This is a genomic window from Natronococcus occultus SP4, from assembly GCF_000328685.1.
GTDB classification, from domain to species: Archaea; Halobacteriota; Halobacteria; order Halobacteriales; family Natrialbaceae; genus Natronococcus; species Natronococcus occultus.
Genome location: NC_019974.1, coordinates 756745 through 770404, shown reverse-complemented (window position 1 = coordinate 770404; position 13660 = coordinate 756745). Strand labels below are relative to the sequence as shown.

At 66.0% G+C, this 13660-nt stretch carries 15 protein-coding genes; 7 read left to right on the top strand and 8 right to left on the bottom strand.

Annotated features, from left to right (window positions below; genetic code table 11):
• Nucleotides 1-10 precede the first annotated feature (10 nt).
• Both NATOC_RS03855 and secF read right to left on the bottom strand, forming a co-directional pair.
• Nucleotides 11-1633, bottom strand: a complete 1623-nt coding sequence (locus NATOC_RS03855; protein WP_015320111.1) for a preprotein translocase subunit SecD — start codon at nucleotides 1631-1633, stop codon at nucleotides 11-13.
• Nucleotides 1630-2508 (bottom strand): protein translocase subunit SecF, encoded by an 879-nt coding sequence (secF, locus tag NATOC_RS03850; protein WP_015320110.1) that lies wholly within the window; start codon nucleotides 2506-2508, stop codon nucleotides 1630-1632. Before secF ends, NATOC_RS03855 begins: the two co-directional genes overlap by 4 nt.
• 147 nt (nucleotides 2509-2655) lie before the next feature.
• On the opposite strand from secF, the gene NATOC_RS03845 reads away from it, so the two are divergent.
• Nucleotides 2656-2997: a hypothetical protein gene (locus NATOC_RS03845; protein WP_049888879.1), complete on the top strand. Its 342-nt coding sequence runs from the start codon at nucleotides 2656-2658 to the stop codon at nucleotides 2995-2997.
• Here NATOC_RS03845 and NATOC_RS03840 read toward each other — a convergent pair.
• Nucleotides 2994-3464: a DUF5812 family protein gene (locus tag NATOC_RS03840; protein WP_015320108.1), complete on the bottom strand. Its 471-nt coding sequence runs from the start codon at nucleotides 3462-3464 to the stop codon at nucleotides 2994-2996. The genes NATOC_RS03845 and NATOC_RS03840 overlap by 4 nt on opposite strands.
• A 164-nt stretch (nucleotides 3465-3628) precedes the next feature.
• Between NATOC_RS03840 and NATOC_RS03835 the strand changes: the two genes are divergently transcribed.
• Complete coding sequence (locus NATOC_RS03835) at nucleotides 3629-4777, top strand: FAD-dependent oxidoreductase (RefSeq protein ID WP_049888641.1); 1149 nt, start codon at nucleotides 3629-3631, stop codon at nucleotides 4775-4777.
• A 54-nt stretch (nucleotides 4778-4831) separates the two neighbouring features.
• A complete protein-coding gene (locus NATOC_RS03830; protein ID WP_015320106.1) occupies nucleotides 4832-6133 on the top strand; it encodes a hypothetical protein in 1302 nt (433 codons plus the stop codon).
• Nucleotides 6134-6154: 21 nt separating this feature from the next.
• Here NATOC_RS03830 and NATOC_RS03825 read toward each other — a convergent pair whose 3' ends face one another.
• Nucleotides 6155-6811 carry a helix-turn-helix domain-containing protein gene (locus tag NATOC_RS03825; RefSeq protein WP_015320105.1) on the bottom strand — a complete coding sequence of 219 codons (657 nt, stop codon included), beginning with the start codon at nucleotides 6809-6811 and terminating at the stop codon, nucleotides 6155-6157.
• Nucleotides 6812-6940: 129 nt separating this feature from the next.
• Between NATOC_RS03825 and NATOC_RS22745 the strand changes: the two genes are divergently transcribed.
• Entirely contained in the window at nucleotides 6941-7747 is an 807-nt protein-coding gene (locus tag NATOC_RS22745; protein WP_245549679.1) for an RNA-guided endonuclease InsQ/TnpB family protein, read from the top strand.
• Nucleotides 7748-7853: 106 nt separating this feature from the next.
• Nucleotides 7854-8951: a CPBP family intramembrane glutamic endopeptidase gene (locus NATOC_RS03820; RefSeq protein WP_015320104.1), complete on the top strand. Its 1098-nt coding sequence runs from the start codon at nucleotides 7854-7856 to the stop codon at nucleotides 8949-8951.
• Here the strand turns inward: NATOC_RS03820 and NATOC_RS03815 are convergent.
• Nucleotides 8948-9406, bottom strand: coding sequence for an NOB1 family endonuclease (locus NATOC_RS03815; RefSeq protein ID WP_015320103.1), 459 nt, complete (start codon nucleotides 9404-9406; stop codon nucleotides 8948-8950). The genes NATOC_RS03820 and NATOC_RS03815 overlap by 4 nt on opposite strands.
• A gap of 4 nt (nucleotides 9407-9410) precedes the next feature.
• A complete protein-coding gene (locus NATOC_RS03810) occupies nucleotides 9411-9656 on the bottom strand; it encodes a PRC-barrel domain-containing protein (protein ID WP_015320102.1) in 246 nt (81 codons plus the stop codon).
• Between the two features lie 177 nt (nucleotides 9657-9833).
• On the opposite strand from NATOC_RS03810, the gene infB reads away from it, so the two are divergent.
• The gene (infB, locus tag NATOC_RS03805; RefSeq protein WP_015320101.1) at nucleotides 9834-11633 is read left to right on the top strand and encodes a translation initiation factor IF-2; all 1800 of its coding nucleotides are present in this window, start codon (nucleotides 9834-9836) and stop codon (nucleotides 11631-11633) included.
• On the opposite strand, the gene NATOC_RS03800 is transcribed toward infB, so the two are convergent.
• Together NATOC_RS03800 and NATOC_RS03795 are read right to left on the bottom strand one after the other, a co-directional pair.
• A complete protein-coding gene (locus NATOC_RS03800; RefSeq protein WP_015320100.1) occupies nucleotides 11634-12566 on the bottom strand; it encodes a hypothetical protein in 933 nt (310 codons plus the stop codon).
• A gap of 52 nt (nucleotides 12567-12618) precedes the next feature.
• Nucleotides 12619-13008 (bottom strand): cyclophilin-like family protein, encoded by a 390-nt coding sequence (locus NATOC_RS03795; RefSeq protein ID WP_015320099.1) that lies wholly within the window; start codon nucleotides 13006-13008, stop codon nucleotides 12619-12621.
• A 130-nt stretch (nucleotides 13009-13138) separates the two neighbouring features.
• Here NATOC_RS03795 and NATOC_RS03790 point away from each other — a divergent pair, with 130 nt between their 5' ends.
• Entirely contained in the window at nucleotides 13139-13561 is a 423-nt protein-coding gene (locus tag NATOC_RS03790) for a hypothetical protein (RefSeq protein WP_049888640.1), read from the top strand.
• Nucleotides 13562-13660: the final 99 nt, after the last annotated feature.

Below are 13660 nucleotides of genomic sequence, written 5' to 3'. Positions count from 1 at the left end.
TCGACGGACCCTACTTGTCGGTCAGCAGGCGCTGGAGGATGTCTCCGTAGGCAGGACGGGTGATGAGGACGCCGATCAGCACGCCGAGGATCGTGATGATCGCAAAGCCACGGAGGTCGCCGAGGCTCAACACGGCAAGCGGCGACAGCGCGATGATGGTCGTCGCGGCGGCGGCGCCGATGATCCAGAACGCCTTGCGGAACCGCGACTCGAAGACCCGTTGTGAGCTGACGTCGCCCTCGTCCATCACCTCGTCGGCGATGATGATGAGGTCGTCCACTCCCGTCCCGACGACGGCGATAAAGCCGGCGACGTGGGAGAGGTCCAGCGGCATGCGGATCGCCGCGGCGAAGCCAAGCAGGATGACCACCTCCGCCAGCGCCGTGAGTATCATCGGCGCGGCGACGCGACGATCGCTGTATCGCAGGTAGACCATCCCGCTGACGGTCAGCACGGAGAGGACGCCGATCAGCAGCGAGTAGGTCTTGAACTGATCCGCGAGCGCGGGCTCGAGCGAGAACGTCTGTTCCTGCTCGAAGTCGAGCGGCGCGGTCAGAGCGCCCGACTGGAGGTTGACCGCGAGGTTCTGGGCGTCCTGCTGGGTCGGGACGATCATCTGGAAGACGGGATCGTTCACCCAGTTCCCGGAGGCCATGCTCTCGCCGAGGTCGGGGCTCATGCTGTGGGCGTCGACGACCTCGTCGTCGACCACGGTGAGCAGACACCACTGCGGGTTCTCGGGGTCGAAGTCGAACTCGCCGGCCTCGCGGTCGTGGACCGTACACTGTCCGACCCCTTCGCCGGTAAAGCCGTACTCGTTCATCGCCTCCTGGTAGTCGGCGGCGGGACTGGACCCGTCCGCATCCTCGCTGTCGTCGACGGTGACGGGAACGTAGTTCTGGTCGCGCTGCTCGTCGTAGGAGGCCGAACCGACGTTGGCGAACTCCTCACCCTGGAGGACCGTCTCGTTGGCCTGGGTGCCGTTCTCGTCGGGGTAGTAGGCGACGATCTGGACGTCACCGCGTTCGGTGAGCATCTCGCGCAGTTCCGCGGGACTCATGCCGGGGACCTCGGTGACGATAAAGTAGCCGTCGCCGACGGTCGCCTCCTGGTAGGCGGTCCCCCCCGAGAGCCCCGCCTCGTTGATCCGCAGCTCGATCGTCTGGATGATCTCGTCGCGGGTCTGTTGGGTGACCTCGCCGTTGATATCGTCCTCGTCGACGTCGACGCCGGCCTCCTGGAGGGCCGCGGCGAACTCCGCGGCGGTCACGTCCTCGGCGAACACCTCGGCGGTGAAGCGGTTGTCGTCCTCGTGGAACCGGACGATCGCGTCGGCGGCGTCGATCTCGAGCTCGTCCTGGAGCGTCGACTCGACCTCGCGTTCCTGTTCGGGTTCGATATCGATGTCGGCGCTCATTCCGACGGGTGGGGCGCTAATCCGTGTCCCGCCGTCCAGTCCGAGGCCGTACTCGAGGTTCGTCGGGCCCTCGTTGACGGTCTCGTTTTCCTCCTCGACGAGCGTGTCGTCGTCCATGACGCCGCCGGGAACGAACAGCGCGACGAGCGCGACGCTGACGAAAAGCACCAGCAGGAGGATCCGCCAGTACTCCTTGACGAACGCGATCGGGTTCATCGTGCCACCCCGTGGAACTTGTACCACCGAAGCAGGCTCAGGTTCAGCATGTACGTGTTCATCAGGTCCGCGGCGAGGCCGACAAAGAGGATGATACCGATCGAGGACAGCAACTCGACGCCGAACAGCCACGCGGCGACCCCCATCACGAGCATCGCCATCATCGACGTGACGGTCATCGTGACGCCGGTCCGCATCGCGCGGTGAGTGCTCTCGTAGAAGTCACCGCTGCGACGGAGGACGTGGTTGTTCAACAGGATATCCGAGTCGACCGAGTACCCGATCAACATCAGCAGTGCGGCCACGGTCCCCAGCGAGAGCGGGATTCCGACGATCGACATGAATGCGAGCGGAATCACGATGTCGGAAAACGCCGACGCGACGATCGCGATCGAGGGGACGAACGTCCGAAACAGCACGAACGCGAGGACGCTCATCCCGAGGAAGGCGACGGCGATCCCGAGCAGCGCGGTCTGTTGGGTCTGCTCGCCGAAGCTCGCCGACGTCGAGGACACCTGTTGGATGATTTCAGCGTCCCCGTCCTGTTGTAAGTTCGCCTCGGCCTGCTCGCTCAACGCCTCCTGATCGGTCGAGGTGAACTGGACGATGTACTGGTTCTCCTCCGAGGCGACGGACTGGACCGACTCGGGTTCCTCCTCGAACGCCTCCGGAATCTCTCCTTCCGTTGCGGTCGTCTGAACCGTCAACTCCGTCCCGCCGGCGAAGTCCATTCCGAGCTGAACCGGCGTTCCGAACAGCAGAAACGACCCGGTGAGAACGAGCAGTGCGACCCCGAGAACCGCAAGCGGCACCGCCGCCAGCTGGCGGTTGCTGTACCGGGTGTAATCGATCTCCGGTACGTCGAAATACCCCATATACCACCCATCTGGCCGTCGGGGCGTGTAAGCCTTCCTAATTTCTGCGCCGTGCGATAGTGAGAATAATGCGGGATCGACGACGGTCTGAAATCCCTCGATCACGTACGCCGGAGTATGACCGCCGAAACACCCCGATCGTCCACGATGGTCGAGGAGCCGGCCGACGCCGCACGGGACGCCTTTGCCCAGCGGATCGTCGTCTCCTATCCCGAAGACCTCTCGGAGTGGGGTCGGTTCCAGGTCGAGAAACCCTCGTTCCGAGCATTCCTCCGGAAAACGCGCGATACCGCCACAAAAGGTGACGTCTGGGAGGAGTTCGTCGGCGTCGGCTGCTGTGGCAACACCCTCGACGTCCCGCTGCGGGTCGAGGACGTCGCGGGCGGTTCGCGGATCGTCGACGACACCGAGATCGAGTACGAGGTCCGCGAGGCCTGTGGCATCCAGGGCAGCTGGCGCGTCCAGAGCAAGGGCGGACCGAGCAGCTAGTCCGGAAGGTACCGAACGCTCAACACGCCGTCGTCGGCCGAGCGACGCACTTCGACGCGGACCGCCTCGAGCCGCGCGGCTCGCGCGACCGTCTCCTCGTCCTCGAGGACGTCCTGTGCGGCGTCTTCGATATCGGACTCGAGGTTGAAAACGTGGATCTCGCCGGTTCCAGCCCGTTCCTCCTGGATCAGTTCGCCGACCTCGGCGCCAGCGGCGAGCTCCTTTTCGTGGGTGGTCGGCTCCAGATCGCTGTCGACGAGTTCGATCGTCCGCCGCTCGGCGACGTCGACGACCTCCCAGGCGACCTCCAGGGGTGGCTCGGGGGCGACGGTCCCCTCGAGGACGTCGTGAACCTCGAGCCCGGGGTTCGAGGAGAGGGTGTGTACCTGTGCGGTCTCGACGTCGCGGACGACGGCCGACTCGTCCTCGGCGTGGGTGACGACGAAGGTTCCGGTTCGTTCGGTCATGGCCGCTCGTAGGGCCCTGTCGGGTTTCGGGGTTTCGGATCCAGACGCTGAGTGACTCGCGACGTCCCGGCCGCGACCGGTCGCGGAGACGGCGATCTGGAGGAGCGCCGCGTACCGGACCCCCAAGACACAGGACGCGGTTCGTCGTACGATCGATGAACGCCATGGCACGACACGACACGGGGAGCGAGGAGCGGACCCGCGTCCTCGTCGTTGGGTGCGGAATCGCCGGCGGAGCGCTCGCGGCGTTCCTGGAAGAACGGGCTGGGATCGAGTACGACGTCGTCGAGGTAGCCGACGCCTTCGAACGAATCGGTTACGGCGTTTCGCTCTGGGCGAACGGCGTGTCGGTCCTCGACGACCTCGACGTCCTCGAGGACGTCACCGAGCGCGGAACCACCCCCGAGAAGATCCGGCTCCGGACCGCGTCGGGCCGCGCTGATTCGACGCTCGAGCTCCCGGCGATCGGAGCCGGCCCGCAGCTGGTCGCGGTCCACCGAGCGGACTTGCACGACGCGTTGCTGGTGGGGATCCCCCGCGAGCGAATCGAGTTCGGAACGACGGTGACGGCCGTCCGGGAGGAGCCGGACGCGGTGACCGTCGAGCTGACGACCGGCGAACGCCGGACGTACGACCTCGTCGTCGGCGCCGACGGGATTCGATCGGCGGTGCGCGAGCACTGCTTCGAGGGCGAGCAGCTCCGACACAGCGAGACGGCGGTCTGGTCGTTCTGGACCGACGCGGACGGATCGTTCCCCGAGGTCATGACGAGCGTCTCGGGACCGTCGACGGAGGCGTTTCTCGTCGCGATCGGCGACCGCGGACTCGTCAACGTCGGGACGAAACGCGGCGTCGAGGCCGACGAGAAGCCGACGACGACCGAGCTCCGGCGCGCCCTCTCCGATCTGGGATGGATCCTCCCGGAGACCCTCGAGCGGCGACGCGGCGAGCTGTTCGCCGACACGGTTCGGGAGGTCTCGATGGACCGGTGGGTGAGCGATCGCATCGCGCTCGTCGGCGACGCGGCCCACGCCGTCCACCCGATCGCCGGGATGGGTGCCGCGCTTGCCCTCGAGGACGCGCGGGCGCTCTCGCGCTGGCTGGCGAGTCTGGCAACGGTTCCCGCGGCGGTCGATCAGTACTACCTGACGCGGCGCGAGCCGGTTCGGGCCGTCCAGCGCGACGCCGCGCTGATGGAGCGATTCGTCCTCGCCGAGTCGCGCTTCCTCCGTGCGATCAGGGACGGGCTGTTGACCGCGACGCCGGTGCTCGAGCGGGTGCTGGAGCGACGGTTGCGCGAGCTCGCGGCCTAACCCGCTTCGCTGCGTGACGGAACGCCTTTACCGCAGGCGGGTGCCCTCACGAGCATGGACGTCGACATCGGTAACGCGCTCGCGTCGGTCGCCTCGCCGGGCGTCTCCCGCGAGTCGCTGGAGCGCCTGGACGAGCAGGTCGCCGACGCGCACGAACGCATCGAAGACGGGATGGCCGACGGAGAGCACGGCTACGAGGCGCTGAACCTTCCGCGGCGAACCGACCCCGACGAGATCCGCCGAACCGTCGAACCCGTCGCCGACGCCGAGGCGCTGCTCACTGTCGGCATCGGCGGCAGCGCGCTGGGCGCGGCGACGATCACGAACGCGCTCGCTGACGACAGCGAGACCGAGGCCGTCTCCCTCGACAACATCGACCCCGAATGGGTCTCGAACCACCTCGATCGGCTCCCCCTCGAGGACACCGCTATCAACGTCGTCTCCCGGTCGGGGACGACCGCGGAGACGCTGGCGAACTTCCTTACGGTCCGGGAGGCCTTCGAGGACGCGGGCGTCGACTGGACCGAGCGGACGATCGTGACGACGGGCGAGTCCGGCCCCCTCCGCGATCTGTCGGATCGCCACGACCTGCCGTCGCTGAAGGTGCCCAACGGCGTCCCGGGTCGCTTCTCGGCGCTCTCCGCGGTGGGGATGGTCGCCGCCGCGGTCTGTGGCCACGACCTCGAGGCCCTGCTCGAGGGCGCTGCAGCCGAGGCCGAGACCCTGTCGGGCTCGCTGTTCGACTGTCCGGCCTACGCCTACGGCGCGACCAGCTACGCGCTGGACGCCCGGGGCGCGGGGATGAACGCGATGGTCCCCTACGCCGAGTCCCTCGAGACCTACTCGGAGTGGTTCGCCCAGCTGTGGGCCGAGAGTCTCGGGAAAGACGACCTCGGGCAGACCCCGCTTCGTGCCCTAGGTGTCACCGACCAACACTCCCAGCTCCAGCTCTACCGCGCCGGGCCGCGGGACAAGGTCGTCACGTTCGTTACCCCGCGCGAGACCGACGACCGGGCGATCCCCGACACCGAGGTCGACGACCTCGCCTACCTCGGCGACGCGACGCTGGGCGAGTTACTCGACGCGGAGTTCGAGGCGACGGAGGCCAGTCTCGCCGCGGCGGGGCGACCGAACGTCCGGATCGAACTCGAGCGGGTCGACGAGTACGAGCTCGGGGGCCTGCTGTACGGGATGGAGGCGGCCTGCGTCCTCGCCGGCGAGCTGTACGGCGTCAACACGTTCGAACAGCCCGCCGTGGAGTGGGCCAAGAAGGCGACTCGCGGTCTGCTCGGCGGGGGCGAGTTCGAGGAGGCCGACGCCGTCGCGGAGAAGACCGAACTTCGAGTTGAACGATAACAATTCACAAGACGGTCGAACCTACTCCTCGTTACCGAACGTATCCCGCAGAATCGTCCGCTGGCCGCGCCGGAGCAGCGCCGAGAGCGCCTGGCTTGAGACCTCGAATTCCTCGGCCAGCTCCTCCGTGGAGACGTTCCGGGGGACGTCGAAGTAGCCCCGTTCCAGCGCGCGACGCAGGACTGCGGCCTGGCGAGGCGTGAGATCGTACTTTGCGGTCTCGTCGTCCTCGCTCCGGTAGAGCCGACGGAGCGAAAACGCCAGATCCCGCTCCTCACAACACTCCCGGTAGGCCGACAGCGCCTCCCGGCTCGGAAAGTGCGCCCGGTAGCGGGCCTGTTCCGCTCGCAGTTCGATGTCCAGAAGCGTGACGCCGAACTCGACGGCGTCGACGTAGGTCATCCCCCGCTCCCCTTCGGAGGTGAGCCGAACGCGAAACAGACACCGCTCCGAGAGCGTCGAGAGCCGTTCGAACGCCTCGACCGACGGATCGTCCGCCAGTCTCTCGAAGAATCGCTCGAGCTCCGGCTCCTCGCCGATCGCCCGAAAGGTCAGGTGGGAGCCGTCGTGGCGGTCCGGCTGTTCGTCCTCGACCTCGACCGTCACCTCGGGTACTTGCCGGCATACGGTTTGCATGATCGGCTGGTTCGACAGCGAGTACTCGGCGATGAAACTCATCGCGCTCACCCCCCGCGTTCGGTCCCGCCTCGAGACTCGCGAGCGCTCCCGACGGACGCGGCTCGGCGAGTGCTCGCTACCGATCGCCGACCGACGCGGCGCTCGAGTCGTCGTGCGCTCTCACGATCCATGGGCGTGGGTTCCATATCCCGGCAGTTAACTTTTGCAGGGTTAGTCTCCGTCCTCAAGGAGCAACGGCAGCAAGCTGTTTCTCGCAAGGAACATGGGTCGAACAACTGGAACAAGGCACGCCACCGCTTAACGCGGGCATACGAGCGGTTGTCGAATAAGCGTCAGGCGTATCGAGAAGCTCTCGCCAACGCATACACGCAACGATACGACGCCGTGTTCCTCGAAGACCTGAACGTCGGCAGCATGATGCAACAGAACGGTAATAGTCGGAACATCGCGTCGATGTCATGGTACGAAACACTGCAAACGTTCCAACGCTTCGGCGAGAAAAACGGCTGTCACGTTATCCGTGTGCCACCAGAGGGAACGACGAAGCGGTGCGTCCAGTGTGGTGTCGAGTCGGAGAAGCCGTTGTGGGTGCGCGAGCATTCGTGTCCGTCGTGCGGGTTCGAGACAGACCGTGACCAGAACGCTGTATTGGAAGTGCAGCGTCTTGGGTTGGTCGAACTGGGAGTGGTTGAGGACTCTTCTGGAGTAGGTCAGGAACTGGCCGAATCAACGTCGTTCGAGAGAGCTCCGCTCTCTCGTGATCACGAAAGGCGCAAAGCGCCTTTCGAACGATCTGCTGAGACTGGCACCGTCCTCAGAACCGACGGTTCTGATGGGGCACACGAGAACGGAGTTCTCGTGGACGCTGCGGGGTCACGCTCTAGCTCGTCTAGAGACGTGGTTCCTGCAAGTGCCGTCGTTGACACAGGAAGCCCCACCCTCAAGAAACGAGCGGCGATAACCGCGAGTCAGTAGGGTGGGGTAGTTCACCTCTTCGTTCACCGACGTGGTCGCGCGGCGACGTTGGTACGCCGGTAATCAATTGCGGAGGCCCTATGAGTGCCCGATCGAATACACGCGTATGACCGAGACAGCACGCGCCGGTGACGAGGACGCGACCGGCGAGTCGTTCGTCCCGTCGCTCGGCGTCGTTCCCGCAGTCGTCGCCATGGCCGCCGTTCTCGTTCCCGTCCGTGGCGGGGTCGAGGACCCGTTTGTCCAGCTGGCTGGGGCGCTCGCAGTCGTCTCCGTCGTCGCCTTCCTCACCCGTCGTCACGGCGTGCTCGCTCCAGCGTCGGGCGCCGTCCTGGCCGCAGGCTCCAGTCTGGGCGTCGTATTGTTGACCGGGTACGCGCTCAACCAGGGGATCACCGGCTCGACTGCCGTTCCGGGACTCGACGGAACGGTGTCACTACTCTTTCTGGCGTTCGCTGCGGCTGGCGGCTCGATCGGCGTCGCCGCCGCCGACTACGGCGGAGTATCGGCCCGTGGCCTGATCGAACGGACGCTTCGGTTCTCGACGATGGCCGGGGTCGGTTTCGCCGGACTGATTGCGATGGCGATCGTCAGTATCGTCCTCGCCCCGTTGCTCGGGTTCGACGGCGTCCAGGGGCAGCTCCTGCAGTATCTCTCGACGGCGCTCGGACTCGGTGCCGTCGCCGCGATTACGATGGCGTTTCGCGGGTACGACCTGTCGTTTCTCGATCTCGAGGTTCCGAGCCTGCGGACGGTGGGCTGGACGGTCGGCGGGCTGGTCCTGCTGTTCGGTGCGCTGATCGTGATCTCGATCGCGATGACCGCCGTCGGCGTCGATACCGCCGACCACGGGACGACCCAGCAGGTCGAACAGAACCCCGAGCTGCTCGTCGTGATCGTTCCCGGCATGCTGCTGGTGGTCGGTCCCTTCGAGGAGCTGCTCTACCGAAACGTCATCCAGAAGTCGCTGTACGAGACGTTCTCGCGGTACGGCGCCGTCGTCGTCACGAGCGTGATCTTCGCCGGCGTCCACGTCTCCGCGTACGCGACCGCGGGTCCCGGACAGATCCTCGCGAGCCTGGCCGTGTTGTTCGGCCTCTCGCTGGTGCTGGGATTCATCTACGAACGGACCGAGAACCTGGTGGTCCCGGCGCTTGTCCACGGCGCGTACAACGCGATTCAGATGCTTCTCCTGGTCGTTTAGGTCGGGTTTTTGCGCGCCAGCTCCGTGCCACAGATCGGACACCGCTCTTTCTCCTCGTCGAACTCGCGGCCACAGCCCTGACACTGGAACCGCCAGCTGCGCTGCTCTTCGATCCCCTCCCGGGCGATCACCTCGACGTCGACGTTTAGCTTCTCGGCGACGTTTTGCATCGCGTAGTCGTCGGTGACAAGCACGGCATCGAGCTCGAAGCTGGCGGCGACCAGCCGAACGTCGGTCTCGGAGAGGACGTCGAGATCGCCCGATTCGCTCGCCGCGCGACGAACCTTCTCGGTCGTGTCCTCGTTGGGGATGTGGATGTGCATCCCCGAGCCCTCCATCGCGTCGTAGCGATAGGCGCTCTCGTCTTCGAGTTCTTCGCGGACGAGCGGAATCGTCGCGATCTGTTCGGTCGTGTGATAGTCGTGGATAAAAGCCGAGGAGTCGAGAACGTGCATACCGTTAGCGCTGAACGACGATGTAGTCTTTCACGGCGCGAACCCGGTTGATGGGGACGCGAAACCGGCCGTCGTCGTCGGTGTCGAAGTCGACGGTCTGGTTCGGTAGCTCCTCGTTCGGCTCGATGACGAGGTCGTGGAGCGTTCCCGACTTGATCTCGGTCGTGATGTTGTAGAGCATTCCCAGTTCAGTCCCGTCAGAACCCATGACGGACTTCCCCGAGAGGTTCTCGGCGAGCACTTCGCTCATGCTACCCCGTACTTACTAGTTGCTATTAAACTCCACGGGCGGATCGGCCGAGCGTCTTCGTGCGCCGTGCCCGCGCCGATCGCTCCATGTCGTCTCACCCCCGCGGCGAGCGCCGTGACGATGGGTTTAACTACCGTCCTACGGACGGTTTACCCAAGACCTTCTCGGGTGGTCACCATGTCTGATTCGGATACACACGACCCCACATCTCTGCGAACGCCGATCGTCGCCGTCCTCGGACACGTCGATCACGGAAAGACCAGCCTCCTCGATAAGATCCGCGGCTCCGCGGTCATCGAGGGCGAGGCGGGCGCGATTACCCAGCACATCGGCGCCACCGCGGTGCCGCTGGACGTCATCTCCTCGATCGCCGGCGAGCTCGTCGATCCCGAGGACTTCGACCTGCCCGGGCTGTTGTTCATCGACACGCCGGGCCACCACTCCTTTACGACGCTGCGCTCGCGGGGTGGCGCGCTGGCCGACATCGCGATCCTCGTCGTCGACGTCAACGACGGCTTCCAGCCCCAGACCCTGGAGGCACTGGACATCCTCCAGCGCTCCCAGACGCCGTTTATCGTCGCCGCGAACAAGATCGACACCGTTCCGGGCTGGAACGCAAACGAGGACTCGCCGATCAACGCGACCTACGAGGCCCAGTCGGACCGCGTGCGCTCGCGGCTCGACGAGAGCCTCTACGAGATCATCGGGAACCTCTCGGACGAGGGGTTCTCGGCGGATCTATACTGGCGGGTCCAGAACTTCCAGCGCAACGTCGGCGTCGTCCCCGTCTCGGCGATGACCGGCGAGGGCGTGCCGGACCTGCTTGCCGTGATGATGGGGCTCTCCCAGCGCTACATGAAAGAGGAGATGGAGATCGACGTAGAGGGGCCCGGCGTCGGGACCGTCCTCGAGGTCAAAGAGGAGAAGGGGTTCGGGAAGACCGTCGACCTCGTCCTCTACGACGGGACGCTGCGGGCCGACGACACGATCGTTGTCGGCGGCACGAACGAGCCGATCGTCACCGACGTACGCGCGCTCCTCCAGCCCCGTCCGCTCGAGGAGATCCGCACCGAGAGTCGGTTCGAGAAGGTCGACGAGGTGTCGGCTGCGACCGGGATCAAGGTCGCCGCGCCCGATCTAGGCGACGCGATCGCTGGCGCCCCGGTCCGGGTCGTCCGCGACCGCGAGCGCGCCGACGTCATCGCGGAGGTCGAGGACGAACTCGCGAGCATCGCCGTCGACACCGAGGAGACCGGCGTCGTCGTCAAGGCAGACACGCTCGGCAGTCTGGAGGCGATGGCGGACGCCCTGGAGGAAGCCGAGGTCCCGATCGTCCGCGCGGAGGTCGGCGACGTCGCGCCGCGTGACGTCTCGGTCGCCTCGACGGCCGAGGAACAGAAAGAGCAGGTGATCCTCGGCTTCAACGTCGACGTGCTGGGCGACGCCGAGCAGCGAGCCGAGATCGAGGACGTCCGAGTCTTTACCGACGAGGTCATCTACCAGCTGATCGAGGAGTACGAGGAGTTCGTCGACGAGCTCGAGCGGGCCCAGCAGGACACGATCCTCGAGAACATCGTCCGCCCCGCACGGTTCCGGATCCTGCCCGATCACACCTTCCGGCAGAACGATCCCGCGGTCGTCGGCGTCGAGGTAAACTCCGGGACGGTCCAGAACAACACGAACGTCGTCAAGTTCGAGGGGAACGAGCCCGAACGAGTCGGCCAGATCAAGGGGATCCAGGAACAGGGTGAGGACGTCGACGAGGCCCGCGCGGGCAACCGCGTCTCGGTCGCCATCGACGGTCCCACCGTCGGCCGCCAGATCGAGGAGGACGACGAGCTCTGGACCGAACTGCCCGAGAAACACGCGAAGATCTTAGAACAGGAGCTCTCGAACGAGATTCCGGCCGATGAGCTCGAGGCACTGAACATGTACTTAGACAAGCAGCGCAGCCGGGACCCGTTCTGGGGCAAGTAGCTACCGTCGGTCCGCGGTTCGACCTCGGTTTTCGGCGCGCGAGTGCAGCTCCTCGAGGGTCTCGTACACCGACTCGGGGTCGTCGATCGCTTCCCGGTCACAGCGCAGGTTTCGAACGCGCCGTTCGAGAACGAGTTCGTCCTCGGTGAGTCGAACGTCCTCGATCTTCTCCCAGGGGATCAGCTTCTTCGAGCGGCCCACGTCGTGACGGACGCCGCGTTCGTGCGCCCGGAGGGTGCCCTGCTGGGTTTGTTGGTCGACGTCAAGCGAGAATCGGTTGCCGTAGTACTTCTTGCCGCTGTCGTCACCCTCGCCGACAGCCCACGTCCAGATGACCATGACGGCGCCGAACGCGATCCAGAACAGCCCGCGCACGCTTCCGGCAGCGACACTCACGATACCGGCCACGAAGACGAACGCCAGCGACAGTGCGACCAGCACGCCTCCCGCGTGGAGCAGCCCCGCTGGTCGATAGGCCCACGTCGCCGTCGGCTCGTCAGTAGTAACCGCCCGGACGAACCGGTTTCGGCACAGGCTCGCGAGTCCGAAGGCGGTGACACCGAGGACGAGCGCAAAACCGATCAGCAACGCGAGGGACCGGGACGTGGGCTCGACCAGGGTCACGCTCGCCGCGGCAGCCGCCGCGGCGAAGGCCACGGCCGGCAGATAGCAGGCCAGTCGCAGACGACGGCGACGGCCGATCCGCTCGGGAAGGCCGCAGGACCGCTTCGCGAGGACGTGACCGACGAGCGTGACGGCGGTGACGACGGTCGGAATCGTGCCGAGCAGCGTCGCGGTCGTCACGTCGGCCGCCAGCCCGACGAGGGCGACGAGCCCGCCGGCGACGACCCCGAAGTAGAAGCCGAACGCGGCCTGGAAGCCGAGATCCGGCCGTCCGGCGCTCGCGACCGGCTGCCGGCGTTCGTGGGACATGGTTCCCGATACGTGGCGTGCCAGCAAAAAGATACGTGTCTGACGTGTTCGGTCAGAAGCCGTCGGTGCGCTCGAAGTGCAACTCGGCGCCGCCGTCGAGATCCGCCAGCGGTGCCGTCTCCTCGAGGCGGGCGACGACGGTGACGGCTGCGGCAGCGCGGGGCTCGTCGTCGACGCTCGCCGGTGTCGGCCCCCAGAACAGACACAGTTTCTCGCCCGCGGGCCAGTAGGCGATCGCCCCCTCGGGGACGACTTCCCGGCCGTCCTCGAGCGGAGCGTCAAGCGACGCAGAGAGATACAGTTCGTCTCCCCAGCGGGTTGCATCGCCCGAGACGGGGAGGGCGTCCTCGAGGGCAGCCCGGGTCTTGGGCGCGCCGTCCGTCCAGCTCGCGACCAGCTCGCGGTCGCCGACAACGACTCGGAGATCGGATCGGGAGTCCATGCCGGAGTAGTCGGGTGAGGGTTCCTTCGAGCTATCGGTCGCCACAGATCGTCGAGCGGCCGGCGACACTGATGAAGGGGTTGCTCCTTCCACTCCAATCATTAACTGGGTGTTTGTGGTGGGTTCTGACGTGCTTGTTCATCTCCAGCAGTACAAACACGAGGAGGTCCAGTTCGACGACAACCGGACGACCGGAGAGTCCCAGACCGAGGACTCGGTCGACAAGGAGCCCGAGGAGTACTTCGGCGAGAACATCGACGACTTCGACCTCAAGACCTGGGAGACGATCGAGTACGAGGACGATCCGATCCAGCGCCGGGACGTCTCGGTCGACGGGGTGACGGCCGTCTCCGTTCCCGAGGAACCCACCGACGAGGACGATCCGGCTCTCCCCGGGCGGACGATCCAGCTTCGGATGGGCGGGGGGATCGAGTACGTCGACCAGGCCAAAATCGTCGAGGTCCAGGACATGAATCCGGGGGAGGAAGCCGAGGGGAAGGTCTCCAAGGAGGACGATCCCCAGGGAAAGGCGACGATGGACGAGGAGCCGTAGCCGCGCACGTGGGTATCGAGTCATACCGTCGGCTCGGAGTCTCGGAACCTGTCACGCGCGGTAATGACAGCGGCTGTCGGGGACGATCCGCTCCCGAAA

Coding starts and splice junctions, on each gene's coding strand:
- NATOC_RS03855 (WP_015320111.1), bottom strand. CDS start 1,633: ATGAACCCGATCGCGTTCGTCAAGGAGTACTGGCGGATCCTCCTGCTG.
- secF (WP_015320110.1), bottom strand. CDS start 2,508: ATGGGGTATTTCGACGTACCGGAGATCGATTACACCCGGTACAGCAAC.
- NATOC_RS03815 (WP_015320103.1), bottom strand. CDS start 9,406: ATGCACGTTCTCGACTCCTCGGCTTTTATCCACGACTATCACACGACC.
- NATOC_RS03830 (WP_015320106.1), top strand. CDS start 4,832: ATGGACGTCGACATCGGTAACGCGCTCGCGTCGGTCGCCTCGCCGGGC.
- NATOC_RS03835 (WP_049888641.1), top strand. CDS start 3,629: ATGGCACGACACGACACGGGGAGCGAGGAGCGGACCCGCGTCCTCGTC.
- NATOC_RS03845 (WP_049888879.1), top strand. CDS start 2,656: ATGGTCGAGGAGCCGGCCGACGCCGCACGGGACGCCTTTGCCCAGCGG.
- NATOC_RS03795 (WP_015320099.1), bottom strand. CDS start 13,008: ATGGACTCCCGATCCGATCTCCGAGTCGTTGTCGGCGACCGCGAGCTG.
- infB (WP_015320101.1), top strand. CDS start 9,834: ATGTCTGATTCGGATACACACGACCCCACATCTCTGCGAACGCCGATC.
- NATOC_RS22745 (WP_245549679.1), top strand. CDS start 6,941: ATGGGCGTGGGTTCCATATCCCGGCAGTTAACTTTTGCAGGGTTAGTC.
- NATOC_RS03840 (WP_015320108.1), bottom strand. CDS start 3,464: ATGACCGAACGAACCGGAACCTTCGTCGTCACCCACGCCGAGGACGAG.
- NATOC_RS03800 (WP_015320100.1), bottom strand. CDS start 12,566: ATGTCCCACGAACGCCGGCAGCCGGTCGCGAGCGCCGGACGGCCGGAT.
- NATOC_RS03820 (WP_015320104.1), top strand. CDS start 7,854: ATGACCGAGACAGCACGCGCCGGTGACGAGGACGCGACCGGCGAGTCG.
- NATOC_RS03825 (WP_015320105.1), bottom strand. CDS start 6,811: ATGAGTTTCATCGCCGAGTACTCGCTGTCGAACCAGCCGATCATGCAA.
- NATOC_RS03810 (WP_015320102.1), bottom strand. CDS start 9,656: ATGAGCGAAGTGCTCGCCGAGAACCTCTCGGGGAAGTCCGTCATGGGT.